This is a genomic window from Streptomyces sp. NPDC034103, assembly GCF_055575395.1.
The window spans coordinates 332,190-357,124 of the sequence record NZ_JBVISS010000002.1; the positions used below are offsets into that span (position 1 = coordinate 332,190).

Consider the following 24,935-nt stretch of genomic DNA (forward strand, 5'->3'; position numbering starts at 1 on the left):
CTGGCCCCGACCACCGGCCGTCATGTCACCGCGGAACAGGGGTACTTGAACGGTCATGACTGTGCCGAAGCCGTTGAAGATCGCCCTGCTGGTAGTGCTGACCTACGCCGTTATCGTGCTGTTCATGCACTACCGAAGGGAGGGCATGGACTGGGGACCGGCGCTCCTGATCGGTCTGCTCGCAACGCCGCTGGCCCTCCTGGCGTCCTGGGGACGGGATCGCCTGAACGGCAAGGCGAGAGAGGCGGGGCTGCGGGCGCGGGCCCGCCGTCGAGGCGAGACGACCGAGTGACGCCTGCTTCATCGGTACGCGCCGACTGACGGCTGCGTGATCCGTATGTGGCGAGTGATGCCTGCGTGATCCGTGTGCGTGGGGGTGCGTGCTACCTAACGGCGGCACCTCGGCCCAGGCCGCAGCCCGGCACCCGCGCCGGTTGTTCCGGGCGGGGTGCCGGGTGGTGTGGTGAACCGAATGCGGGGTCAGAGGGGTGATCGGCGCCTGGAGGCGGTGACCAGTTCCGCGACCGTGGCGAGCTTGGTGCGCGGTCTGCCGTCGCGTCCCCCGCGCAGGCGCTCGGCCCGGTCGATGGCGGCCATGCCACGGGCGTCCACGACATGCGGCGCGCGACGGCGGGCCAGGCGCGAAAAGGACTTCGGCGCGTGACCCGGTGCGCGCAGAACGCCCTCCACGGCATCGGCGAGCAGACTGCCGACGGTTTCGGCGGCGCACGTCCGGTTGGCGCCGATACCCCCTGACGAGCCGCGCTTGATCCATCCGACGACGTAGGTGCCTGGCAGCCCGGTCACGCGCCCCTTGTCGTGGGGCACGGTTCCGGTCGCCTCGTCGAAGGGCAGACCGGGCACCGGTGCGCCGCGGTAGCCGATGGCCCGCACCGCCGTCGTGGCGTGCAGCAGTACGTCGCCATTCGCACCGCTGACGCGCACGGCCCGCACCCTCGCGTCGTCGGTGCCGACGAACTCCGCGGGCGCGGAGTGGAAGCGCAGGACGATACGGCGGCCCGGGGCAGGCGGTTGTGCCCAGTCGACCTTCTCGCGCCGTACGTCACGCAGGAGCGCGGCGGGCTCGTGCGGCCCGGCCGTGTCGATGGCGTCGGCGATGCGCGGGTCATGCTCGTCGACGACCAGGCGCACACCGGGCAGCTGGGTCAGGGCGAGCAGCTCGGGGCGGGTGCAGGCGGCGTCCTGCGGGCCGCGGCGTCCCAGGAGCACGACCTCGCGGACGGTGGCGCCACGCAGGGCACGCAGCGCGTGGTCGGCGATGTCGGTCCCGGCGAGTTCCTCCGGGTCCGTGACCAGGATCCGGGCCACGTCGAGGGCGACATTGCCGTGGCCGACCACGACGACGCGCTCGGCGGACAGGTCGACCGCGTCGGGCGCGATGTCCGGGTGGGCGTTGTACCAGGCCACGAACGTCGTGGCGGACACGCTGCCCGCCAGGTCCTCCCCGGGGATGCCGAGCCGCCGGTCGGCGGAGGCTCCGACGGCGTACACCACGGCGTCGTGATGGGCGGCGAGCTCCTCCGCCGTCACGTGCTCCCCGACCTGAAGCCCCAGCAGCATCCGCACCCGGGGGTGGGTGTGGAACCGCGCGAACGTGTCCCCGATCCCCTTGGTCCCCGGGTGGTCGGGAGCGACGCCGTACCGGACGAGGCCGCCCGTCACCGGCAGCCGGTCGATGAGCGTGACCTCGGCGTTGGTGTGCAGCAGCAGGTCCTGGGCGGTGTACATGCCGGCCGGTCCCGTGCCGACGACGGCGACACGCAAGGGACGGAAGTCGGCCGGCAGGGCGCGGTCGAACGTCGGGCTGTCCCAGGCGTGGAAGTTCGGGCTGCCCTCGGCGGGTTCGGGCGCCGGGGCATCGGCGAAATAGGCGGCGTTGATGTCGACGTACGCCTTCTGCGGGCCGGTGAGTTCGTCCACGGGGAAGATGGCGTCGACGGGGCACGCGTCGGCGCACGCGCCGCAGTCGATGCAGGCCCTGGGGTCGACGTAGAGCATCTCGGTGCTGCCGAAGGCCCGTTCCCGCGGTGTGGGGTGGATGCAGTTGACCGGGCAGACGGCGACGCAGGTGGCGTCGGCGCAGCAGGTCTGAGTGATCGCGTAGGTCATGGGGTCCGCTCTGCTCGGCAACGCTGCCGTCGGGTCGGTCAGATCAGGTGGGCACGCTTGTAGAACGCCAGGGCCGGCTTGGTCAGCAGCCCGGTCGAGGCCAGGAACTCCATCAGGCCGGCGCAGCTCGAGCGCATCATCGCCTTGTGGTGCTCGTTGGCGCGTGCCTCGGCGAGAGCCCGCTCGGAGTCCAGTCCGGCGTTGGCGTACACGGACTTGTTCACCATGCTCGTCACGATGACGTAGGCCGCCACGGCGATCACGAACGCGTGGATGTGGCGGCGCACCCGCCCCGCCTTCGCCAGGTGACGGCGCGTCTCCTCGCGGGCGAACTTCATGTGGCGGGACTCCTCGACCACATGGATGTTGTTGATGGTCCTGACGAAGGGCACGACCCGCTCGTCGCGCATCCAGTCGCGCTGCATGACGTCGAGGACCTCCTCGGCGACGAGGATCGCCGCGTAGGCGGCCTCGCCGAACGCCAAGGTCTTGAAGGCCCTGCCCAGTTCGATCGCCACCCGGCGCGGTCGGTAGGCCGGTGCCTGGAGCTTCTTGGCGCCGCGGGCGAACATGATCGAGTGCCGGCACTCGTCCGCGATCTCGGTGAGGGCCCACTGGACCGTCTCGTCGGTGGGGTCCTTGGCGTAGACGTCGCGGAGGATCAGCTGCTGGAGGATCATCTCGAACCAGATGCCGGTGCTGGCGACGGAGGCGGCTTCCTGCCGTGTCAGCTCCTTGCGCTGCGCGTCGGTGAGCTCGTTCCAGTACGAAGTCCCGTACAGGGTGCTCCATTCCGGGCTGGCGCCGTGGAAGTCCTTGTCCAGCGGGGTCTCCCAGTCCACCTCGGTGAGGGGGTCGTAGGAGAGTGTCGCGGCCGAGTCGAGCAGTCGGCCGGCGACCTCGCCGGCCGGAGTGCCGCGCTCGACTCGCGGCCGGGCGGTGCTGCTTGCCATGCTCCCAACTCCTCAGTCTCGATGACGGACCGTCTTCGTCTGTCGGGCTTCGTCTGTGGTGCGTGCGATCGCGGGGCCTCCGGCAGCGTCCCGAAGCGGGAGGAGGTCTCCCTTGCGTTCACGCGCGGGCGCGGAGGGCCGCCGGGCCACCCCGCGGGCGTGACCTGCTCAAGGGCAGCGTGCGGTACGGGTTCCCCACCCGCTCCCTTGTTAGACGGAATGTATAACAAGGGAGTGGGCTGGGCCTACCCCCGAGTAAGTAAGAGTCCGCGGGACTGTCCGCCGACGCCGCGTTGTCAGTGGTGGGTGCCATGCTGACCTGCATGGACTGGTCGCAGATCATGCGGGGCCGTGTGTACGGCGCCGACCACGACGATGCCGGGCCCCGGCCGGACCGTGACTACGCAGAACTGGTCGGGGGGCCGCTGGACGGACTGTTGCTCGACATCACCGGCCGCCCCGAGCGGGAACTGCGGGAGGGCGTGCAACTCCCCACGGAGATAGGGGCCCACGGCCCGGGCGGCCGCGCGCTGTACGTGCTCCGCGCGGCGGACGACAGGCACCTGGACTGGCGTGGCGACAGCCCTTGACCGGATGTCCACCGGTGATCCGAAGTCCGCCGGTGATCCGACGCCGGTGATCCGAAATCCACCGGTGACCCGAAGTCCACCGGTGATCCGAAGTCTGCCGATTGCGTCCGCCGCCGCGTTCCGTGTTCGGCTCGCAGGCAGATTCCGCGTTCGGGCCGCCGCCGGACCCGCCGACCGAACACGGCCTGCACCGAGTGGTCACCAGACCTTCACCTGGTGCGGGTCCGGGGTGGCCTTCGGTGGGAACCCGGCCGCTCACCCACCAGGAGGGAACCGGACCGTGTTCGCTGTTGCCGTTGTTCTGCTGCCCGCCCTGGGTGTGCTGTTGTACGCCATGGACCGAGTCGAGGGCTGGCTGTCCGCCGGACCGCCGACGGCCCGCCACGCCCGCCGCCGCCACCTTCGACTGGTCCACGACGCCGACTCGTCCGTCGACGAGCGCAGTCCCTCTCCGCGGGAGACGCGGCACATCGAGGCGGCGTGACGCTGCCGCAAGGCAGGTCATGATCGGGGCCGCCCGCCCCGGCACGGGGTTCGCACGTCACCCCCCGTCGAGCTCTCCGGCACCACTGCGGGGAGCTCGGCCCCTTTCCGGGCAGGATTTTTGGCGCGCATGCCTGATGAGGAGTACCGGGCGCCACATGCCCCGGAGCCACGGCGCGGGGCACGGCGGAGTACCCCCAGATCAACTCAAGGACGGTTGGGTCTCTGCCGCGGGGTTACTCGGGCGACATGAAGCTGCATCTTCCAGGGCGTAAAGAGCATCACGGCAGCGACGAGGCTCCACGCGAGGTCCCGCCGCCGGAAGAGGCGGGCCCCGGGCCCGACGTGGAGCGGCGAGCGCCGGATACACCGACGGAGCTGCCGAAGACAGCGTGGGGTGCGGTGCTGAAAGGCAGCCTGCGCGAGTTCAAGGACGACGAGCTGACCGACCGGGCCGCGGCGCTGACCTACTACGGTCTGTTGTCGCTGTTCCCGGCTCTGCTGGTCCTGGTGTCCATGCTCGGTCTCACCGGCAAGTCCGCCACGGAAACGGTGCTGAAGAACCTCCAGCAGTTCACCCCCGGCTCCGCCCGCACCATCATCACCGGTGCTGTCGAGCAGCTGCAGAACAACGCCGGGGTCGGCTCACTCATGGCGATCATCGGCATCGTCCTGGCGGTGTGGTCGGCATCGGGGTACGTGGCCGCGTTCATCCGGTCCGCCAACCGGGTCTACGACATGCCGGAGGGGCGCCCCATCTGGAAGATCCTTCCGGTACGGGTCGGTCTGACGGTCGTCCTGCTGGTGCTCGCCGTCATCAGTTCGCTGATCGTCGTCTTCACCGGCACCCTGGCCAGTAAGGCGGGCAAGGCACTCGGGATCGGTGACAGCGCCCTCACGGTGTGGTCCATCGCCAAGTGGCCCGTGCTGGTGATCCTGGTCACGATCATGATCGCGCTGTTGTACTGGGCTACCCCGAACGCCCGGGTGAAGGGCTTCCGGTGGATCACGCCCGGCAGTTTCCTCGCCCTGGTGATCTGGCTGATCGCGTCCGCCGCCTTCGCGTTCTACGTCGCCAACTTCGCCTCGTACAACAAGACCTACGGCACCATGGCCGGTGTCATCGTCTTCCTGATCTGGCTGTGGATCAGCAACCTGGCGATCCTGCTGGGCCTGGAGTTCGACGCCGAGACCGTCCGGCAGCGGGCGATCGCCGGCGGTATGCCGGCCGACCAGGAGCCCTACACCGAGCCGCGCGACACCAGTAAGTGGGATGAGGAAGACCTGAAGCGGCTGGACGAGTCGTGACCACACGCAGCGCGTGCGACGAACCGAACCGGACGGACAGGGCTGCTCAGCCCGGGGAGCTTGGGGACAACCGCAGATCATGAGGCTGCTGACGGGCCTGGAGAAGGCCGATCGGGAACTGACACAGCGAGCCGCTTCCCAGACCCCACCGGGCCTGGCGAAAGCGCTGTCGGCGGTGGAGGAGTGCGCGGAGAGCTCGAAACTGTGGTGTGGCGCCGCGATCGCCATGGCATGGCTGGGCGGGTGGCGGGGGCGCAAGGCCGCGGCCGCGGGTCTGGGCGCGCTGGTGATGGCGCAGGTGGTGTCGAACGGTGTGGGCAAACAGCTCGCCGACCGGCCCAGGCCGCCCGTGGAGTGGATTCCGCACGACGAGGTGGAGGACCGCCCCGACTCTTCGTCGTTCCCTTCCGGACATACGGCGGCCGCGGTCGCCTTCACCGCCGCCGTCGCTCCCACATGGCCGGCCGCGGGCGCGCTGTGCGCGGTGCCCGCGGTCATGGTGTCCGTGGAACGGGTGCAGTCCGGCGCCCATTATCCCAGCGACGTGGCCGCCGGCGCCGCCATCGGCCTGGCCAGCGCCTGGCTGGCGCACCGCGCCCCGTCTCTCCTTCTGCGCCACTGGCTGTAGCACGAGAGCCAGCGGCTGGACATAAGGGAAGGGGCTTCCATCGAGGTCGGCCGAGTGCGCGGAGCCGTTCTCGGGAGCCCTACGAGTTCCTGCGAGTCCTTGGGATTCGGCACGAGGTGGCTGATCGGCTCGGGGTCGTCTGCTCTAGACGGCCCCGACATCGGTCAGGGCGCTTTCCGGCTCGTTCCCGAGGGCGATGCGGGCGCTGACGCGCTTGCCGACCGACGTGGGCTGGGCGTCGAAGCCATGGGCGACGGCCATCACGATCTCAAGGCCGTGCCGTCCGATCCGGCCCGCGTCCGTGGCGCTGGCCACCGGCAGCGTCGGCTCGGAGTCGCACACCACCACTTCGACCAAGCCGTCGACGATCCGCAGCTCCATGAGGACCGGGCCGGGCGCGTATTTACGGGCATTGGTGACCAGCTCGCTCACCACCAGCTGGGTGACGTCCTTGGCGCGCTGCGACACGGACAGCCCGTGCTCGACCTGCGCGCGCATGAGGAAATCGGCCGAGAGGCGACGGGCTTCCGCGATGCAGGTGCTGTTCCCGTCCAGGGCCACCGCGGTCTGGACAACGTGATCGTCCGTAACGGTAGCGTCCTCACCCCCAGGGAAGCTGTCCACGTCCACTTTGCCCCTTCTCGCCCTGTTCATACATCCGTGCGTACCCGAACCAGCCCGAGGCACGCTCACCGCCGCTCCCGCTCCCGCTCCCGTTGCCCGGCTGCGATGCCGCCGCCGCTGCTGCCGGTCGGGCGAGCACCTGCTGGAATCCACCCCCCATACATTCAAGCTCGGATCAGAAGATACCGAGGGCTTGCTCCTCCCGGGCTCGACCGTTCCAGGCCGACTCCTGGGCACGGGGTGTGATCCCTTGTGCAGACGCCCTGTGCGGCGGCGCGGTTTCATCCAGCGGGCGGTTCCGGGACCTGGGTGGGGCCATGACGGTCGAGTGTGTCTTCCAGCGAGGCGCGGACCTCTGGGGGGATGTCGCCCTTCTGCCCCCAGATCAGGATCAGCTCCGCGACGTTGCGGAGCCTGATGTTGGTGTGCTGGGAGACCTCCTTGAGGACGTTCCAGCCCTGCTCCGGGGTGACCCGGCCGAGGGCGATCATCATTCCGATGGCCTGGTCCACGACGGCATGCGAGGCGATGGCCTGCTTGAGCTGCTGGACTTCCTCTTGCAGCTGGCAGACGCGGTCGGTGTCGCTGTCGCGCTCGTGGTCGCGCTCGTGCTCGTTCTCGCGCTCGTGGTCGCCGGACAGTCTGTTCGTCGTCGATGTCACACGTCCATCGTGGTCACGGCTGTGGATCGGTGCCACAGGGGCGGCTCCGCCGTGGACAGGAACGGTGAATTTCCCTGTGTGTCTCCGGCTGCTCAGCCCCCGGAGGCGCTGAGCAGATGGTCAAGCAGCTCAGGGGCGCAGCCCTGGAGGCGACGGTGCAAGCCGAACACCCGCCTGGCGCCGGGCGCGGCGCGCCCGTCAGGGACCCGTGGCCACAGGAGGGGACCGACATCTTCGGCAGTCACGGCAAACACAGGGTTATCTCTGCTCAATCCGGGTTACCCGAACAGCGTGGCCTTCCGGGCAGCCGCGGCGGCGCTCTCGGCAGGCTTCTTCCGGGGTGTGTCCGGCGGTGTGGGGCTGCCGACACACAACTGCCGGCCCGCTCAGCAGGTCCGAGCGGGCCGGCTCGGGCGAGCCGTGCCCCCGACGTCCTGCGGAAGTGCGCCGACCGATCCGCAGTACCCCACCCCTTCGGCAACCCAAGGCGCTCAGAGCGCTGCCGATACCTCCACAACGACCCCGCACCTGACCGAGCCGTTCATCACGCGCTGATTGACCGCCGACCCCGCCCCGAGTCGGCTGACGCCAACCCCCTCGCGGCCATGGCGGGCCGCATCGCCGACGCCGAGGTCTGCGCCCGAACCACTCCTCCGCGGCCAGGGGCGGCTCGAGGATCGCCTCGCACGTCCAGTCGCCGCCGCTGACCCAGACCGCGACACGCACACCGAAACGGCACGCACACGTCGACCGGTTCGCCCACCACTCAAGCGTCGCGATGCCCTCGTAGCTGTCCACCGGCCAAGTATCGCGGGCACGTGCCTCCCCTCGGCCCTGGCCCGCGGTGGTTCCGTCGGGACGCCGTCCGTGTCCGGGTCAGGGGGTGAAGACCTGCTCGAGGCGGTCGATGGCTCCGTCCGCGCCGAGGTGGTACTGGAAGACCAGGCCGCTGTCGGGGTGGGCCTCCAGCCAGTCCAGGAACTCCTGGACACCGATGGGCTGGTTCTCGGTGCTGGCCACAATGGGGTTGGTGACGGTGATGTACGCCGCCTGGTCCATGGGCAGATAGGTCTCCTTGCCGACCGTCTCGAACGGTGCGCCGTCCGAATCGGGTGTGCCGCAGCCCCAGTTGCCGTGGCGGAAGATCAGGCTCAGAGCCCCGCCCTCGGGCGTGTAGCGGTAGACGGCGATCTCGTCCGGTGAGATGGGCATCTTGTGATCGCAGCCGTCGTCCTCGCCACCGCTCCCGGCGGCGATCGGCGAGCCCGTGGGCGACACCGCCGGAGAGGTGGCGGACGCCTTGCTGTCGGGCGACGCCGAGGTCTTCCCTGCGGGCAGCGCTTTGGCGGACGCGGACGCCGACGCGGTCGCCTCGGCGCTCTTCTCGCCCTTGGCCGGCGAGGGAGTGACGGCCGGCGTCGTACTGTCCGCGTCAACGGAGGTGGGGGAGCAGGCGGAGAGCGCCAGGACGCCGGCCGCCCAGGCACTCAGGGCGAGCGTCCGGAACGCGATCCGTCTGCGGCGATGCGTGGTCATCATGATGTGTCCCCCAAGGTGGTGGCAGCGGTCACCTGCGCGACCGCGTGAGCTGGAAGACCATATTCAGCCACACTGCCGGGTTCTCGATCACCCTGGCACCGTCCGTTGCGAAGCGGTGACCAGACCGACGCAATCCGAAAGGGCACCGGTGGCCCTGCCATTGGCCAAGACCTCGGCGCTCTAGGGAGTGTTGTCGTCGGCGCGCTCCTCCTCGGGGGTGCGGCGGATGCGCCAGACGCCGAAAGCGGCTCCGAGGACCCCGCCCACCACGGCCGCCACACCCGCCCCCACGTCGCTGCCTGAGAGCCCTACCACCAGCAGACTGGCCAGGAGGGACCCGAGCAGCACATACATGAAGACGATGAACCCCATGGCCAGATGACGGTCCCGCAGCGGGGCCATGCCCCCGCTCATCCTCTCGCTCCTCGAGCGCGGTCCGCGCGGAGAGCCGCCACGGCAGGTCGGCGTCGTTGCATGAGGCTCCTCGATTCGTCGTCTCAGGTAAGTCGTCCTCCTGACGTGTGTCCCGCAACGGCCGCGACAACCCGGCGCCACGACGGGTCGTGTCAGCACGACGACCGGGTCGCACCTCCGCTCAAGGCCGCCGCAAGGCACGTTCCCCGGTTGGCGCGCCCGTGCGCTCATCGTGGCGCCGGTACGGCGTCGGCACGCGTGCAGGCGCCCGGTGCCCCGCCGTCGGCCTGGCACAACTGGTGGGACGTCAGGCGGGGTAGGCGTGGGTCTGGGCAGCCTTGACGGTCGCCCAGACCTCGGCGCCCGGGTGCAGGTCGAGTTCGGCGGCGGCGATCGTGGTGAGGTCGGCGGCCAGCGGCAGCTCACCGGTGAGGGCGGCACGGATCTGGTCACCGTGGGTCTCCAGGCCTGCCACTTCGCAGCGCCAGAGGTTGCGGGCGCTGGAGCCGGTGGGGCGTTCGCGGTGCAGGGTGACCGCGCTGGGCGGGAAGGCGACGAAGACCGGGCCGGTGAGGTTCTCCGTGGTCGTGACCTCGGCGGCGCCGTCCACGCGGACCGCGTGGCCGTCCGCCTCGCCCCGGTAGAGGTTGAGTCCGACCAGATGCGCGATGTAGTCCGTACGAGGGTGACGGGCGATGTCGGCGGGCGCGCCCTCCTGGACGACGTGCCCGTCCTCGATGACGACGAGCCGGTCGGCGAGCACCATGGCGTCCAGCGGATCGTGCGTCACGAGCACGGCGACCGCCTCGAACTCCGCCAGGTGGCGGCGGAGTTGGGCGCGCACCTCCAGCCGGGTGCGCGCGTCGAGTGCGGCCAGCGGCTCGTCGAGCAGCAGCAGGCGCGGACGGGTGGCGAGAGCGCGGGCGAGTGCCACCCGCTGCGCCTGGCCGCCGGAGAGCCGTCGGGGCTTGGCGGACTCGTGTGCCGAAAGGCCCATGCGTTCCAGCCATACGGCGGCCTCGGCGCGGGCTTCCGCCTTGCTCGCGCCGTGGCATCGCGGACCGAAGGCCACGTTGTCGAGCGCGGTGAGATGCGGGAAGAGCAGGTAGTCCTGGAAGACGACCCCGACAGGGCGCGACTCGGGCGGTGTACGGTCCAACTCGGCTCCGTCCAGGCGCAGATGCCCGTCGGTGAGCGGGGTGAGCCCGGCGAGGGCGCGCAGCGCGGTCGTCTTGCCGGCGCCGTTGGGCCCGAGGAGCGCGACCACGTCACCGGGGGCCGCCGTGAGTGCCACGTCGAGGCGGAAGGAGCCCCGTTCGACCACGAGCCGGGCGTCGAGTCCGTCACCGGCGGGGGCGCCGACGTCATGGCGCGCGGTGCGCTCGGGGCGGGTCATGAGGTGGTCATCCAGCGGTCACGCAGTCCGGCCAGCACCGCGATCGACACGGCGAGCAGGACCAGGCTGAGGGCGATGGCGGTCTCCGGGTCGTTCTGGAGGGCGAGGTAGACGGCGAGCGGCATGGTCTGCGTGCGGCCGGGGAAGTTGCCGGCGAAGGTGATCGTCGCTCCGAACTCGCCGAGCGCACGGGCCCAGGCGAGCACGGCGCCCGCCGCGATGCCGGGGGCGATCAGCGGCAGGGTGACCCGGCGGAACGCGGTGAAGCGGGAGGCGCCCAGGGTCATCGCGGCCTCCTCGTAGCGCGGGTCGGCGGCGCGAAGTGTGCCCTCCACGCTGATGACGAGGAACGGCATCGCCACGAACGCCTCGGCGACCACGACTCCCGTGGTCGTGAAGGGCAGCGTGATCCCGAACCAGGCGTCCAGCCACGTGCCGACGACCCCGTTGCGGCCCAGCGCCATCAGCAGTGCCACACCACCCACCACGGGCGGCAGCACGAGCGGGAGCGTCACCAGGGCCCGGACGAGACCCCGTCCCGGGAACTCCACCCGGGCCAGCAGCCACGCCAGCGGCACCCCGATCACCAGGCTCACCGCGGTCGCCGCCGTGGCGCAGAGCAGGGACAGCTGGAGTGCCTGCCACACCTCGGCGCTGGTGAGCAGATCGGGCATGCTTCGCCAGGGCGCCCGGATCAGCAGGGCGATCAACGGCAGAACCAGGAACGCCAGACCGATCAGCGCGGGCAGGAGCAGGGGCAGCGGGGCGCCGCCGCGGACGTTCTTGCGGGTCCGGCGGCGCCGCGGCCCACCCTTCAGCGTGTCCACGGCATCGGCCTTCCCGGCGGAGAGAGGGGTCACGGGGTGAGGAACCCGGCCTCGGTCAGCACCTTCTGCCCCTCGGTCGATCGCACCAGGGCGATGAACGCCTTGGCGGTCTCGGTGTTCCTCGACTCCTTGAGCAGGGTGATGGGGTAGTCGTTGACGGCGTCGGCGGACTCGGGGAACTCCACGCCCTCGACCTTGTCACCGGCCGCCTTCACGTCGGTCTTGTAGACGACCGCCGCGTCGGCCTCCTTCAACACCACCTTGTTGAGCGCGGACCTGACGTCCTCCTCGTAGGAGACCGGGGTGAGCTTCAGCTTGCCCGCTGTCAGGGCCTTCTCCGCGGCGGCACCGCAGGGCACCGTCCTGTCGCAGAGCACGACCTTCAGGTTCTTGTCCGTGAGGTCTTTCAGCGAGGAGATCTTGTCCGGGTTGCCCGGCAGGGTGGCGATCTCCAGCTGGTTGCGGACGAAGGTGGCCGGGGAAGCGGCGTTGTCGCCGGCGTCCATGACGATCTTCATCGTCTTCGGGCTGGCGGAGGCGAACACGTCCGCCGGCGCGCCCCCGGTGATGGAGGCGGCGAGCGCGTCACTGCCGCCGAAGCTGAACGTGACCTTCGTGCCTGGATGCGCCTTCTCGAACTGCTTGCCCAGCGTCTCGAAGCTCTCCTTGAGTGAGGCCGCGGCGAAGACGGTGACCTCGCCGGACAGCTTGCCCGAGGACGCGGAGGAGCCCGACGAGCCGGAGTCCGAGTCGGAGGAGGAGCAGGCGCTCAGGGCCAGCAGCGCGGCGGCCCCCGCCCCGGTCACCTGCGTCATCCGGCGGGGCCTGCGCACGGTACGGGTCATCACGCGTCCACTCTTCCTGGTCCTGACGGACTCGGCTACGACTCGCTCGCGTCCACCGCCGGAGCGCGGGGTGCCGGCACCGACACCGAGCGAGGCGGCGGCGTTCCCGATCCGATGGGTGGCCATACGTCGATCATACTGACGCATATGCGAGGCGTAGGTCTCCTGTCGCATTGCATGAGCAGGGCCTTCCGCCCGTTGGCTTGGTATGTGCGTTTGTACGAGATCTGCGGTCCGGGAATCAGAGTTCCGCCCACGCGGCCCGCTCACCCCTGCGCCGAGGGCCGGCAACCGCGCCGACGCCCGCGTGTGTCCGGGGTCTTGACCGCACTGGCGGGCATCGTTAACTTTCGTCAGGTCCACCACGTGGACACTGTTCAGAATGTCGAACGACAGGTAGCGCCTGACTGAATCCGCAGGGCGGCGTCGGGCGACACAGCAGCACTTTCCGCCGAAATGAGCACGTGTGTAGTCATCCATGCGAATGGGAGCGCTCCCATGGACTTCGTGCCGAGGTGGGCCGGTGAAGCCCTCAGAGGTCCGGAGCGGAACCCGCGGCCCAAAGGAGGAGACGTGGCACAGAGTCGGAAAGAGCCCCTGAGCGCCGACCGGAGAGCACCGAGCCGGAGGTCCGTCCTGGCGACGATGGGGGCCGTGCCCGTCCTCTCCGCCACGGCGTCGGTCGCGCGAGCCTCCGACGCCGGGACCGCGGCGGTCGCGGCCACTGCGGTCATCGATCCGTCGGCGACGCGGCAGACGATCCGTGGCTTCGGCGGCATGACCCACTCGGCCTGGATCGGCGACCTCACGGCGGCTCAGCGGGACATGGCCTTCGGAACCGGCGACGGGCAGCTGGGGTTCACGCTGCTGAGGATCCCCGTGCCCGAGGACCGGGCGGCCTGGAACCGCGATCTGGCGACGGCGAAGCGCGCGGCCGAACTCGGTGCCGCCGTCATCGCGTCACCCTGGAATCCGCCCCCGTCCATGGTCGAGACCTTCGTCCGCGGCAGTCAGACCGACGCGCGACGGCTCAGGTACGACATGTACGGCGCCTACGCCCAGCACCTGAACGACTTCACCACCCACTTCCGCAACAACGGGGTGAATTTGTACGGCATCTCCGTGCAGAACGAGCCCGATTACGCGCATGACTGGACGTGGTGGACCCCCGCCGAAATGGTCCGGTTCCTGCGCGAGAACGCCGCCTCCATCGGCACCAGGGTCATCGCGCCGGAGTCCTTCCAGTACCTCAAGAACATGTCGGACCCGATCCTCAACGACCCGGTGGCACTCGCCAACGTGGACATCATCGGGGCCCACCTGTACGGCACGCCGTTCTCGAACTTCCCCTACCCCCTCTTCAAACAGAAGGGCGCGGGCAAGGAGCTCTGGATGACGGAGGTCTACTACCCCAACAGCTCGGATTCGGCGGACCTCTGGCCGCAGGCGCTCGACGTGGGGGAGCACATGCACCGGGCCCTGGTGGACGCCGAGTTCCAGGCCTACATCTGGTGGTACATCCGGCGCGGCTACGGACCCATGCGCGAGGACGGCAGGATCAGCAAGCGCGGCGCCGCCATGGCGCACTTCGCCAGGTTCGTCCGACCCGGGTACGTGCGGATCGGGGCGACGGCGAATCCGGCGACGAACGTCTACGTCTCCGCCTACCGCGGTGGCGGCTCCACGGTCGTCGTCGCCATCAACAAGGCGACCGCCGCGGTGAGCCAGCAGTTCACCCTGGCGAACGGCTCCGGCTCCAGTGTCGCTTCGTGGCTGACCGACGCGAGCAGAAACGTCGCGTCCCAGGGCACGCGCGGCATGTCGAACGGCTCCTTCACCGTAGCGCTGCCCGCTCGAAGCGCGATGACGTTCGTGATCCGCTGAACGGGACGTCCCAGGTACCCGCAACGCAGTCATGGACGGTTGTCGTGTCTGCCTGCGTCTGCCCGCGTCGGCTTGCGGAAGGCCTCTGTCCGCAAGCCGGTCCGCGGTCGTTCGGGGTGCGGATCGCGCGGTCCCTGCCGAGACTGCCGGCGGGTAGCCATTCCCGGCCCTGAGCAGCCGCCGCATGGGGCAAGGAGCGCGGCCACGAACGACACCGGCCGGTTCACGGGGCCCCGCCTCGCTTCTCACCACCAGTTTTTCGTCGTCGTCGCAACCAATCCGTACTCCCGACAGGAACGGATTAGGTACGGACATGTCCCGACGACGGAGGCCCTCGGTGAAGGAAGCAGTACATATCGGCAGACATGCGGCGGCCGGGCCTGACCTGCAAGAACTGGTCAGTCGGGTGGCCCTGGGCGACGAGGCGGCGTTCGCCGGTGTCTATGACACCGTCGCCGGCGGGGTGCTGGGAGTCGTACGGGCCGTGGTGCGAAACCAGGCGCACTCGGAGGAGGTGGCGCAGGAGGTGCTGGTGGAGGTGTGGCGGACCGCCCCGCGCTACCGGCCCGAGCTGGGTACGGCCATCAACTGGATTCTCACGCTGGCACATCGGCGGGCGGTCGACCGGGTGCGCTCGGTGGAGGCGGCGGCGGCCCGCGACCACAAGGCCGCCCTGCTGGAACAGGTGCCCGCATACGACGAGGTGGTCGAGCATGTCGAGGCGCGACTGGAACGGGAGCAGGTGCGGCGCTGTCTGCGCACGCTGACCGAGCTCCAGCGCCAGGCCGTGACCCTGGCGTACTACCGGGGGCTGACGTACCGCGAAGTGGCGGAGGTGCTGGCGCTTCCGCTGGGCACCGTCAAGACCCGACTACGGGACGGGCTCATCCGTCTGCGTGACTGCCTGGGGGTGACCGCGTGACGACCACCGATCCGCACCGACTGACCGGCGCCTACGCCCTGCACGCCCTGTCCGACGACGAGGAAGAGGCGTTCGAGCGGCACCTCGACGGGTGTGAGGCCTGTGCGCAGGAGACTCTCGAGCTGCGGGCCACCGCCGCGCGACTGGCACTGGCCGTGACCGTCCGGCCCGCCCCGGAGCTACGCGCGCAGGTGCTCGGCAGAATCACCTCCGTCCGACAGACGCCCACAGCGCCGACTCGGGCACTGCCGCTCCGGGCACGGGTGCGGCGGCGGGCTCTGTCCCGGTGGGCACTCGCCGCCTGCCTCGCCGCCGCGGCGGCATTGGGCGGAACGACCGTATGGCAGCAGCAACAGGCCCAGGAGGCTCGGGATCAGACGCGCCGGGCCGCACAGGCCGCGGACGAGCTCGCCGCCGTGCTGGCCGCGCCCGACGCCCGGACCCGGGCCGCGGAACTGCCGGGCGGCGCCACCGGCACCGTCACGGTGTCCGGCGACCGGGACAAAGCGGTGTTCGCCGTGTCCGGGATGGCCCCCGCGCCGAGCGGGAAGGTCTACCAGCTGTGGTTCGACGACCACGGCACCATGCGCTCCGCCGGTCTGATGGACCCCGGGCGCACCCAGCAGGCCGTGCTCATGAAGGGCGCCGTCGACGGGGCGTCCGGTATGGGTGTCACCGTCGAACCCAGCGGCGGTTCCGAACAGCCCACCTCCACGCCGATCGTCCTGATGAGCTTCCCGGGGTGATCGAGTCCGCACCCACTGGCGGCCGCTCCCACGATGAACTCGTCGGAGCGGCCGTTCTGTTCCGCAGCTCTCGGCAGACGCGCTTTTCGGTGGGGATCAGATATGCCCGCATGCCGAAGGCGGTGCGTCCTCGCCGCTTCGGCGGCGCCGAAAAGGGCAGCGGTCTTTTTTGCGATCCGTAGCCGTAACGCCTCCGGATTGGCCCAGAAGAAATATTCATTCGATCGTGGGCACGACCAATCCGGAAGCGTCGCAGGGCCGGATTCCCCACGTGACCGAGAACAAGAAGGACCGGCGGATCCGCCCCGGCCAGTGGGCGCTGGGAGCCCTCAGTGGCGTACTGGCGGCTTTCGCCGCGCTTGCGGTCGCCGAGCTGGTGGCCGGAATGATCCGCCCGCAGGCCGGACCGGTCGTCGCGGTCGGTGGCGCCGCCATCGACCGTACGCCCGCCGCTGTCAAGGATTGGGCGATCCGGCATTTCGGTACCGACGACAAACTCGTGCTCCAGCTCGGAATTCTCGCCGTACTCACGCTTTTCGCATTGCTGCTCGGAATGGTCGCAGTGCGTTTGAGGCGCGGTGGGGCCGCTGGTGTGCTGCTGTTCGGTGTGGTCGGAGCAGCCGCGGCCATCAGCCGGCCTGACTCCACCGGTGCGCTCGACGCCCTGCCCTCGGTGGCGGGCGCTGTCGCGGGTGCCGCGGTCCTGTATCTCCTCGCGGGCCGTCTCACGCCTCGTCGCCGGGTCACGGCAGCAGACGAGGTCTCCTTCTCCGGTGCCGACTGGGACCGGCGCGGGTTCGTGATCACCGCGATGGCAGCCGCCGCCGCGTCGGCCGGGGCGGGCGTGCTGGGCCGTTCACTGAGTGGTTCCCGGGCCCGGAACGCGGCCGCCTCCCGCAGGGACGTGGTCCTCCCGGCGCCGGCTTCCCCGGCCCGGCCGGTGCCGAGGGGCGCCGCGTTGCGCATCCCGGGAGTCAGCGCCTTCACCACGCCCAACAGCGACTTCTACCGGGTCGACACCGCGCTGGTGGTACCCAGGGTCGACGCGACGGCCTGGCGGCTGCGCATCCACGGCACAGGAGTACGACGGCCCGTCACCCTGTCCTTCGACGACCTGCTGCGGCGTGCGCTCGTCGAGCGGGACATCACGCTGACCTGTGTCTCGAACGAGGTCGGCGGCCCCTACGTCGGCAACGCCCGCTGGATCGGCGTACGCCTGGCCGACCTGCTGGCCGAGTGCGGGGTGCGTCCACCCTCGAAGGGCGGCCCGGCCGACCAGCTGGTGGCGCGCTCGGTGGACGGCATGACCATCGGCAGCCCGGTCGAGGACGTCATGGACGGCCGCGACGCGCTCCTCGCCCTCGGCATGAACGGCGAACCGCTGCCCTTCACCCATGGCTTCCCGGTCCGCATGGTGGTGCCCGGCCTGTACGGGTTCGTCTCCGCCTGCAAATGGATCGAGGACCTCGAACTCACCACCTTCGGCGCCTACGACCCCTACTGGGTCAAGCGCGGCTGGGCCCGCGAAGCACCGATCAAGACCCAGTCCCGCATCGACACACCGAAGCCGTTCGCCCGGCCCAAGTCCGGCACGGTCATGGTCGCCGGGGTCGCCTGGGCCCAGCACCGCGGCATCGACACGGTCGAGGTCCGCGTCGACGACGGCCCCTGGCAGCAGGCCCGGCTCGCCACCGAGAACACATCCGACACCTGGCGCCAGTGGTCCCTCCCGTGGGAGGCGACCAAGGGCGGCCACACGCTCACCGTGCGCGCCACCGACCGGACCGGTCAGGTGCAGACCGACAAACGCACCCGGACCATCCCCGACGGCGCCAGCGGATGGCACTCCGTCGTCGTCACCGTCGACTGACCCCGAAGCCACTTCTCGACCCCCATCAGGAACGCGGCATGCCCGCATCCACCAACAGGAGAAACACCATGAACACCCGTATCCGCCGTACCGCCGTCACCCTGGCCGCCGCGGCCGTCCTGCCGCTGGCCCTGAGCGCCTGCTCCGGCAGCGGGAGCGACTCCGCCAAGTCGGACTCCTCGTCGAAGGCGTCGGCATCCGCCGCGGCGCCGGACGACAGCATGTCGGACTCCGGCGCCGCCGCCGCGGCGGACCAGCCCTTCGGCCCCGCCTGTGCCACGGTGCCCACGAGCGGCGCCGGGTCCTTCGACGGCATGGCCCAGGACCCGGTCGCCACCGCCGCCTCCAACAACCCGGCCCTGTCCACCCTGGTCACGGCGGTGAAGAAGGCCGGGCTCGTCGACACCCTCAACAACGCCCAGAACATCACCGTGTTCGCGCCGACCAACGACGCCTTCGCCAAGATCCCCAAGGCCACCCTGGACAAGGTCCTCAACGACAAGGCCCAGCTGACGAAGATCCTCACCTACCACGTCGTCGGCCAGAAGCTCGCCCCCAAGGACCTGGAAAGCGGCTCCTTCGAGACGCTGGAGAAGTCCAAGCTCACCACCGCCGGCTCCGGCGAGTCCTACACCGTCAACGACTCCGCCAAGGTGGTCTGCGGCAACGTCAAGACCGCCAACGCCACGGTCTACATCATCGACACCGTCCTGATGCCCACCAGCTGACACACCCCGCCTGCCGGGCACCGCGCGCTGGTGCCCGGCAGGCGCGTTCTCACCCGCCTGCTCACCGCGGGTCCCTCACACCAACCATCTGCTGGCACCGGCCGTTCTGAGGTCCCAGGTCGCCGAGGTCGAGCGCGTCCACTGGCATGTGGGCCTGCGTGTGGCCTGGGAAGCGTGGCTCGACGCCCCTCTCTGCCACCCGGCAGACCGTCCTGGACGGCGCTCCGCGGTCCATCCGCAACTCCTGCTTGGCGCAGCCGGGTTCGTCGAGGGACCGCAGCAAGTTCGGTTGGGCGCGCCGTAGTCGAGGGGGGCGTTGGGCCGTCGTAGGGCGAGGTCAGCTCGTGGGGTATGACCGTCCGCGGCTCGCTCCGGGCCGTAGGAAGTGTCATTGGCGGGTTCGGCCGAGGGGCGGCAGGGAGGCGCGTGCCCGGGGCCGGGTTCAGGCGGTGGCTGGCACGGGGGTCGCGGTTTCCCAGACGAATCCGTCCGGGTCGTTGAACGGACCGGCGGTGCTGGAGAGGACGAGTCGGTGCGACCCGGTGCCGTCCGCGGGGACCCCCGCGTCCTTGGCGAGTGCGCGGCGCTTGTACAGAGCGAGCCTGACGGGGCTCGACCCGGTGGCGAACTCGACGTACTTCCCGCCGAAGCTCTTCCCGACGGACAGGCCTCGCTCGACATAGAACTGCTTCGTGGCCTTCACGTCCTCGACGCCCAGCAGGAGCACTAGGTCGTCGAACTGGCGGGCCACCGGGGCCGTGTCCTTCTTGGCCGACGTGGCGATCTTCCAGATCGTGCCGTCCGGGGCTTGAACGACACCGCCGTAGCCCCACAGCGACTTCGACATGGGCTTGAGGACGGTGGCGCCGGCGTCTAGAGCGGCGCTGACGAGGGCGTCGACGTTGCCCGGCTGCGACACCACGAGCGACAGCGTGAAGCCGCGGAAACCGGTCGCGGGGGTGTCACAGGCGCGCAGGCGCAGCTGCGAGGAGTCCAGCCCGAACGCGGCGGAGTAGAAGCGGGCGGCGGCCGTGGGGTCGGCCACCTCGAGCGTGATGGAGTCGATGGAGTTCATGTCCTTGACGTTAGGGGCGGCCCCGTCGCGGACGCTTCTCGAAAACTGACCGGCCCGGCCTGGCCCGGCGGCCAGCCGTGCTCTCGCACCGAGCAGCCGAGCGAACGAGGTAGTTGTACGGCTCCGCCGTTCAGCAAGTCGACCAGCGAGCACGCCGCGCGGCCGCGCCGGACACGGCGACCACCGGTCCGGGCATCGCGCCCGAGGGGTCACGGAGACCAGAGACGGACCACACCGTCGCCAAGTTGGCAGAACTGCCGTGCTCCTGGGTGGTGGTGCGTGGGGGAGAAGCCGGGAACGGTACCCAGGTGTTTCCCTTCGACCGGATCCCAGATCGACAACTCGGTGTCGCCGCAACCGAACAGGTGGGTGCCATCGCTGAAGAAGCGTCCGGTCGGGCCCTCGAAGGCGAGCAGTTCCGTCACTGCCGGTGACTTCCACAGTTCACCGTGACCGGTTCGGCTCGTGTCGAAGATCCGTGCCCCAGGCCGCATGACACCGCCGTCGTCGCCGAGGCCCTCGACGGCGACCCGGGTCGAGTCGATCCAGGTCACGGAGTGATTCCAGTAGTAGCCCCGATCGCAGACCTCGACCCGGCTCGGACCGTCCTCAGACTCCCAGACGTTGTTCTCGATCCATTCGACCAGATCCCATACCGCGGGGATCCCGGCCGGATGCCACACCCAGCCGTCGTCCAGGACCCGCTTCCCGTCGGGGCTCACACAGAGCGCGCCGTGGAAGTAGTCGAGGTAGTGCTCGGGTGCGGGGTCCGTAGGCGTCGGCGCGGGCAGCGAGCGATCAGTCAGCAACATCCCCGTTCGCGCGTCGGAGACATCCAGCCGGTTGCAGTTCGTTCGGTGGATCACCACGCAGCGGCCGCGATGTCGCGCGAAAGCCAGTGAGAACGGCACTGTCTCCTCGTGATCTCCCTGGTTGTCCAGGGCCAGAGTCACCTCGCCGGTCCGGAGGTCGACCACCTCGCCAAAGCGGCCGTAGTCGTTGACCACCGCGGCGAACATGCCGTCGTGGGAGGCATGCAGGCGCCGTTGGAGCCGACGGCCGTTCCATGGCTCGTGATCGGCTTCCGGAGCAACGCTGGTGACCCCGACCACCTCGTGAATCCCCGATGCCAGGTCCCACCGGCTGATCGTGCCGTCCTCAGCCAGCGCCAGCCAGACAGGCCGATCGCGATCGCGCACCGGAGCCAGATCGACAACAACCGAACCTGGCGGTACGGAGATCTCCGTTATGGCGTCGTCGCCACCTGCCATGGCTGCCCCACTCCCCAAGGGGATGCCCCTCGCGGACGGTCCCGAAGTCAGTCTCCACGCCGGGCGGGGAAACAGCACCCTGAGCGGGCCCATGCAACCCCCGGCCGCCACCAACTCCCCACCAGTGGGGCGTCGTTGACACCCCGCACACGTGGGCGGTCCGGCGGAGCGTCAGCCGGAGTTCTCGTCAGGCCGGAGGTGTGAGGAGCCGGTGAAGGCGTCCCGGTGGGCGAGGGCCCACTGACGGAAGGTGCGCGGCGGTCGGCCGGTCACCTGCTCGACGGTGGGGTGGATCAGGGACTCGTCGATGGTCCCGTCGCCGTAGAAGCTGAAGAACGCGTCGACGTACTCCTGCGGCATGCGTCCGGTCATGTCGGCCCGCGCCTCTTCGTCGGTGAGGGCGCGGAAGCGCAGATCGCGGTGGAGTACGTCGGCGAGGACGGCCAGGCGCTGGGCGGGCAGCAGCCGTTCGGGACCGCTGAGGAGGTGAACGCGCTCCTCGTGGCCGGGGTCGAGCAGGGCTCGGACGGCGATGGCGGCGATGTCGTAGGGGTCGACGGAGGCGATGGGCACGTCACCGAAGGCGTCTTCGACGATGTCCCCGGTGCGCAGTTGGGGCAGCCAGCGCAGCGCGTTCGACATGAACGCGTTGGGGCGAAGGAACGTCCAGGCGAGCCCGGACTCACGGACCGCCGTCTCGGATCGGATCATGAACTCGGAGACGGCGTTGTCGGTGTCGGTGGCTACGGCGGCCAGGCTGGACAGCAGCACCACGCGTTCCACCCCCGCCCGCCGCATCCCGGCGAGCAGACCCGGCATGTCGCGGTAGCCGGGCAGCAGGAACACCCCGCGGACGCCGTCGAGGGCCGGGGCGAGCGAGTCCGGGGCGTTGAGATCCCCGACCGCCTGCTCGACGGGCAGGTCGGCGGGTTTGCGTACCAGCGCGCGGGCCGCTTGCCCGGCCCCGGTGAGGGCCCGGACGACTTCGCCGCCGACCTGACCGGTGGCTCCGGTGACGAGGATCATCGCAAGGTCCTTCCGAAGTGGGCGGCCACGGTGTCCGCCGCGAGGGTGACGAGGGGTTCCTGGTCGTAGTAGTCGAACTGGGTGCCCTGCGTCCAGAGGATGTCCTTGGGACCGGCCAGCCCGGCGTGGAAACGGCGGGCTCCCTCGGGGATGGCCGCGTCCTCGCTGTGGACGAGCAGGGTGGGCTGGGTGATGCGCGGTGCGAGGGCGATGGAGTCGTAGGTGAGAGCCAGTCCTCCCAGGCCACCGACGCGACCCAGCACCTGCTCGCCAACCACCTGGTGACGCCGGCGGGGGACACCGCAGAGTGCGCCCGCGGTGGCATCCCGGCCTGGCCCAACCGTTTCGCCGTGACGCACCTCACCGGCGAACACCTCCTTCAGCGCACCCCACTCGCGCTGGTCGGCACGGGGAGTCCGACAGGCGGGTCGTGTCGGCCGGCAGCACGAGTCTGGACGCGGTGACCTCGCCGGGGGAAACAGCAAGATCTTGTGCCTGATACCGCAAATCGCTGTGGGAGCTAGGGTGTTGAACGTGAGCGAAATCGACCTACGGCACCTGCGTTCGTTCCTGGCCGTGGCCCGGCGGCGATCCATCACCGGCGCCGGGGCGGCGCTCCATCTGACGCAGCAGGCGGTGTCGACCCACGTACGGCAACTCGAACGGTCCCTGGGCGTCGACCTGTTGGTGCGCACCTCACGTGGTGTGCTGCTCACGGCCGCCGGAGAGGAACTCGCCGCCGGTGGCGCGACCGTCATCGACGACGTCGTCCGCTTGGCGGCGCGGGTGCGTGCCGTGGCCAACGCCGAGACCGGCACGCTTCGTCTGGCCTGCTGCCCCGCCGCCACCACCCTGTTCGCCGTCGACGTGGCCGATGCCCTGGAGGCGGCGGTGCCCGGGCTCCAGGTGACCTTGAAGGGTGCGCAAAACCCCAGGCAGGAGCGGGAACTCCTCGACGACGGCCACGCGGACGCGGCCTTCATGTGGCTGCCGCTCGGTGATGTGGGCCTGCACACCGCGGTGGTCCGCACCGACCCCCGCGCCGTGGTCCTCTCCGCCCGCCATCCGCTGGCCGACCGTTCCACACTGACGCTCGCCGACCTGGCCGACGACCCGGTGGTACGTCCTGACGTCCTGGTCTCGCCGGAAGCCGAACGGTTCTGGCTCGCGGACCCACGACCCGACGGCCGTTCCGCACCACGCGGCCCGAGTGTGCCCACCGTCGAGGACTGCCTGTGGGAAGTCGGCCGCGGCCACGGGATCTGGTTCGCCCCGCAGCCACTGCACGCACTGCTGCCGGCCGGCAACGTGCGCTGGATCGAGGTCACGGACGCCGAGCCGTTCGACCTCGCCGTGGTCTGGACCGACCGCTCTCCGCAGCCCTTGATCACCCGCCTGATCGCCGAAGTCCGTTCCGTCGTCGAGCGCGATCCCCGGCTGCACGCCGCGTAACGCACACAGACGGCTCGCACGACGCCGCCCTGGACCGCTTGCTCGAACATCTGGACGACACTCCGGCACCTAGTCACCCAGGGACCCGGTCAGTCCGACACCCGGGCAGTCGGCCACCCGCGCACACCCCCGCCCCCCGAGGGTCGCCCCGCGCCCGGGTATCGCGCCCCGACACACCCACAGGTGTCGCGCTCGTCTGCGCGGCACGTATCCCATACGGGCATCTCCCCGTGCTTACAGATCCGCGTCCTGGGAACTTGGTCTTCGTCGCAGCCGCCGTATCGCCCGGTGAGGGACTCGCGCTCCCGGGACGGCAGGTATCGAGGCCCAAGGAGTGACCGTGAGCGTGCGTATCGGTGTCGAAGAGGAGTTTCACCTCCTGGAGGTGAACAGCGGCCTGCTCGTGCCGCGGGCCGAGGCGGTCCTCCGGCGGCTTCCGCGGGAGACCTTCACCAGTGAGCTGCATCAGTCGACCGTGGAGTCGAACAGCGCCGTGCACACGTCGCTGCACGATCTGTTCGCCGACCTTTCCAGAACGAGACGGCGGCTCGACGCGGCAGCCGGCTCCCTGGGACTCGCGGCGGTGGCCGCGGGCACGGTGCCGCTCGCACCCGCGTCCTCGGGGCACCCGACCGCCGACGCCCGCTACCGGCACATGGTCGACGAGTACCGCCAGGTCGCCGACGAGCAGCTGATCTGCGGCGCCCAGATCCACGTGGATCTCGCTGACCGGGACCTGGCGGTGCGGGTCATGTGCGCGGTCTCGCCGTGGCTCCCCGTGCTGCTGGGGCTGTCCGCCAGCTCACCGTTCTGGCAGGGCTCCGACACCGGCTATGCCAGCTGGCGCACGATGCTCTGGCAGCGCTGGCCCACCGCCGGCCCGATCGGCTGCTTCCCGAGCGCGAGCGCGTACGACGCGGCGGTACGGGACCTGGTCCGCGCCGGGATCATCAGCGACTCCGGGATGATCTATTACGACATCCGTCCCTCCGCGCACCTGCCGACTCTGGAGCTGCGGATCTGTGACGCCTGTCCGCGCGCGGAGACCGTCGTGCTCCTCGCCGGGCTGTTCCGCGCCCTGGTGACCGAGGCCTGTGAACGGCTGCGCGCGGACGACGCGCCGGCCTGTCAGGGCGGTCACGAGTGGCTGCGCGGCGCAGCTTGGCGGGCGGCTCGCTCCGGCCTCGAGGGGACCCTGGTGGAGCCCGAGACGCGCGAGGAGGCGCCCGCGCCCCAGGTCGTCCGGGCCATGCTCGCCCGGCTGCGTCCCGCGCTCGAGGCCCAGGGGGACTGGCAGACGGTCAGGGAACTGACGGAGGAGGCCCTCGCCGAGGGCAGCGCCGCTGAGCGCCTGCGCCGTACGGCGCGGAAAGAGGGCCTGCCGGCCTGTGCCGACCTGCTGATCGCCGAGACCCGCGGCGACCGCGGAAGCCGCGCGCCCCTGCCGTTCGGCAGCGTCAGTGTCCCGTGCCGCGGCTCGGAGGCGGCCGGTCCGCCGCCCGGCACCGGGGTCCCGGAGGTCATCGGCCGCTGACATGCCCGTGGACGTCCTGAGGTCGGCC

25 protein-coding genes are annotated in these 24,935 nt (G+C 70.3%); 12 read left to right on the forward strand and 13 right to left on the reverse strand.

The window, feature by feature from the left end; all coding sequences use genetic code 11:
- Window positions 1–55: 55 nt before the first annotated feature.
- Window positions 56–292 (forward strand): hypothetical protein, encoded by a 237-nt coding sequence (locus ACZ56U_RS04630; protein WP_398835845.1) that lies wholly within the window; start codon window positions 56–58, stop codon window positions 290–292.
- A gap of 188 nt (window positions 293–480) precedes the next feature.
- Here the strand turns inward: ACZ56U_RS04630 and ACZ56U_RS04635 are convergent, their stop codons facing one another.
- Window positions 481–2,130 (reverse strand): FAD-dependent oxidoreductase, encoded by a 1,650-nt coding sequence (locus ACZ56U_RS04635; RefSeq protein ID WP_469082563.1) that lies wholly within the window; start codon window positions 2,128–2,130, stop codon window positions 481–483.
- A 38-nt stretch (window positions 2,131–2,168) separates the two neighbouring features.
- Complete coding sequence (locus tag ACZ56U_RS04640) at window positions 2,169–3,083, reverse strand: AurF N-oxygenase family protein (RefSeq protein ID WP_469082564.1); 915 nt, start codon at window positions 3,081–3,083, stop codon at window positions 2,169–2,171.
- A gap of 323 nt (window positions 3,084–3,406) precedes the next feature.
- Between ACZ56U_RS04640 and ACZ56U_RS04645 the strand changes: the two genes are divergently transcribed.
- The 4 genes from ACZ56U_RS04645 to ACZ56U_RS04660 all read left to right on the forward strand — a co-directional run bounded on the left by ACZ56U_RS04645 (window position 3,407) and on the right by ACZ56U_RS04660 (window position 6,092).
- Window positions 3,407–3,673, forward strand: a complete 267-nt coding sequence (locus ACZ56U_RS04645) for a hypothetical protein (protein ID WP_469082565.1) — start codon at window positions 3,407–3,409, stop codon at window positions 3,671–3,673.
- A gap of 280 nt (window positions 3,674–3,953) precedes the next feature.
- Complete coding sequence (locus ACZ56U_RS04650) at window positions 3,954–4,157, forward strand: hypothetical protein (protein WP_469082566.1); 204 nt, start codon at window positions 3,954–3,956, stop codon at window positions 4,155–4,157.
- Window positions 4,158–4,405: 248 nt separating this feature from the next.
- The gene (locus ACZ56U_RS04655) at window positions 4,406–5,464 is read left to right on the forward strand and encodes a YihY/virulence factor BrkB family protein (protein ID WP_469082567.1); all 1,059 of its coding nucleotides are present in this window, start codon (window positions 4,406–4,408) and stop codon (window positions 5,462–5,464) included.
- Window positions 5,465–5,543: 79 nt separating this feature from the next.
- A complete protein-coding gene (locus ACZ56U_RS04660; RefSeq protein WP_469082568.1) occupies window positions 5,544–6,092 on the forward strand; it encodes a phosphatase PAP2 family protein in 549 nt (182 codons plus the stop codon).
- Window positions 6,093–6,236: 144 nt separating this feature from the next.
- Here the strand turns inward: ACZ56U_RS04660 and ACZ56U_RS04665 are convergent, their stop codons facing one another.
- From ACZ56U_RS04665 to modA, 7 genes are all read right to left on the reverse strand, one after another.
- Complete coding sequence (locus ACZ56U_RS04665) at window positions 6,237–6,716, reverse strand: ATP-binding protein (RefSeq protein WP_469082843.1); 480 nt, start codon at window positions 6,714–6,716, stop codon at window positions 6,237–6,239.
- Window positions 6,717–6,997: 281 nt separating this feature from the next.
- The gene (locus ACZ56U_RS04670; RefSeq protein ID WP_469082844.1) at window positions 6,998–7,279 is read right to left on the reverse strand and encodes an ANTAR domain-containing protein; all 282 of its coding nucleotides are present in this window, start codon (window positions 7,277–7,279) and stop codon (window positions 6,998–7,000) included.
- 975 nt (window positions 7,280–8,254) lie between these two features.
- Entirely contained in the window at window positions 8,255–8,917 is a 663-nt protein-coding gene (locus tag ACZ56U_RS04675) for a hypothetical protein (RefSeq protein WP_469082569.1), read from the reverse strand.
- Window positions 8,918–9,097: 180 nt separating this feature from the next.
- Window positions 9,098–9,331 carry a hypothetical protein gene (locus ACZ56U_RS04680; RefSeq protein ID WP_469082570.1) on the reverse strand — a complete coding sequence of 78 codons (234 nt, stop codon included), beginning with the start codon at window positions 9,329–9,331 and terminating at the stop codon, window positions 9,098–9,100.
- 307 nt (window positions 9,332–9,638) lie between these two features.
- Window positions 9,639–10,727 (reverse strand): ABC transporter ATP-binding protein, encoded by a 1,089-nt coding sequence (locus ACZ56U_RS04685; RefSeq protein ID WP_469082571.1) that lies wholly within the window; start codon window positions 10,725–10,727, stop codon window positions 9,639–9,641.
- On the reverse strand, window positions 10,724–11,587 hold the full coding sequence (gene modB / locus ACZ56U_RS04690) for a molybdate ABC transporter permease subunit (RefSeq protein ID WP_469082572.1): 864 nt from the start codon (window positions 11,585–11,587) through the stop codon (window positions 10,724–10,726). The genes ACZ56U_RS04685 and modB overlap by 4 nt, the downstream gene beginning before the upstream one ends.
- The gene (gene modA, locus ACZ56U_RS04695; RefSeq protein ID WP_469082845.1) at window positions 11,584–12,399 is read right to left on the reverse strand and encodes a molybdate ABC transporter substrate-binding protein; all 816 of its coding nucleotides are present in this window, start codon (window positions 12,397–12,399) and stop codon (window positions 11,584–11,586) included. Before modA ends, modB begins: the two co-directional genes overlap by 4 nt.
- Window positions 12,400–13,044: 645 nt before the next feature.
- On the opposite strand from modA, the gene xynC reads away from it, so the two are divergent.
- The 5 genes from xynC to ACZ56U_RS04720 all read left to right on the forward strand — a co-directional run bounded on the left by xynC (window position 13,045) and on the right by ACZ56U_RS04720 (window position 18,549).
- Window positions 13,045–14,283, forward strand: a complete 1,239-nt coding sequence (gene xynC, locus ACZ56U_RS04700) for a glucuronoarabinoxylan endo-1,4-beta-xylanase XynC (protein ID WP_469082846.1) — start codon at window positions 13,045–13,047, stop codon at window positions 14,281–14,283.
- Between the two features lie 337 nt (window positions 14,284–14,620).
- Entirely contained in the window at window positions 14,621–15,205 is a 585-nt protein-coding gene (gene sigK / locus ACZ56U_RS04705; RefSeq protein WP_469082573.1) for an ECF RNA polymerase sigma factor SigK, read from the forward strand.
- On the forward strand, window positions 15,202–15,951 hold the full coding sequence (locus ACZ56U_RS04710; protein ID WP_469082574.1) for an anti-sigma factor: 750 nt from the start codon (window positions 15,202–15,204) through the stop codon (window positions 15,949–15,951). Before sigK ends, ACZ56U_RS04710 begins: the two co-directional genes overlap by 4 nt.
- 271 nt (window positions 15,952–16,222) lie before the next feature.
- Entirely contained in the window at window positions 16,223–17,821 is a 1,599-nt protein-coding gene (locus ACZ56U_RS04715) for a molybdopterin-dependent oxidoreductase (protein WP_469082575.1), read from the forward strand.
- A 68-nt stretch (window positions 17,822–17,889) separates the two neighbouring features.
- Window positions 17,890–18,549, forward strand: a complete 660-nt coding sequence (locus ACZ56U_RS04720) for a fasciclin domain-containing protein (RefSeq protein WP_469082576.1) — start codon at window positions 17,890–17,892, stop codon at window positions 18,547–18,549.
- A 442-nt stretch (window positions 18,550–18,991) separates the two neighbouring features.
- Here the strand turns inward: ACZ56U_RS04720 and ACZ56U_RS04725 are convergent, their stop codons facing one another.
- From ACZ56U_RS04725 to ACZ56U_RS04740, 4 genes are all read right to left on the reverse strand, one after another.
- Window positions 18,992–19,624 (reverse strand): VOC family protein, encoded by a 633-nt coding sequence (locus ACZ56U_RS04725; RefSeq protein ID WP_469082577.1) that lies wholly within the window; start codon window positions 19,622–19,624, stop codon window positions 18,992–18,994.
- A 209-nt stretch (window positions 19,625–19,833) separates the two neighbouring features.
- Complete coding sequence (locus ACZ56U_RS04730) at window positions 19,834–20,895, reverse strand: hypothetical protein (protein WP_469082578.1); 1,062 nt, start codon at window positions 20,893–20,895, stop codon at window positions 19,834–19,836.
- Between the two features lie 171 nt (window positions 20,896–21,066).
- Entirely contained in the window at window positions 21,067–21,921 is an 855-nt protein-coding gene (locus ACZ56U_RS04735) for an NAD(P)H-binding protein (RefSeq protein WP_469082579.1), read from the reverse strand.
- The gene (locus tag ACZ56U_RS04740; protein WP_469082580.1) at window positions 21,918–22,184 is read right to left on the reverse strand and encodes a hypothetical protein; all 267 of its coding nucleotides are present in this window, start codon (window positions 22,182–22,184) and stop codon (window positions 21,918–21,920) included. The genes ACZ56U_RS04735 and ACZ56U_RS04740 overlap by 4 nt, the downstream gene beginning before the upstream one ends.
- A gap of 271 nt (window positions 22,185–22,455) precedes the next feature.
- Here ACZ56U_RS04740 and ACZ56U_RS04745 point away from each other — a divergent pair, with 271 nt between their 5' ends.
- Window positions 22,456–23,373, forward strand: coding sequence for a LysR family transcriptional regulator (locus ACZ56U_RS04745; protein ID WP_469082581.1), 918 nt, complete (start codon window positions 22,456–22,458; stop codon window positions 23,371–23,373).
- Window positions 23,374–23,713: 340 nt separating this feature from the next.
- On the forward strand, window positions 23,714–24,907 hold the full coding sequence (locus ACZ56U_RS04750; protein WP_469082582.1) for a carboxylate-amine ligase: 1,194 nt from the start codon (window positions 23,714–23,716) through the stop codon (window positions 24,905–24,907).
- Window positions 24,908–24,935 lie beyond the last annotated feature (28 nt).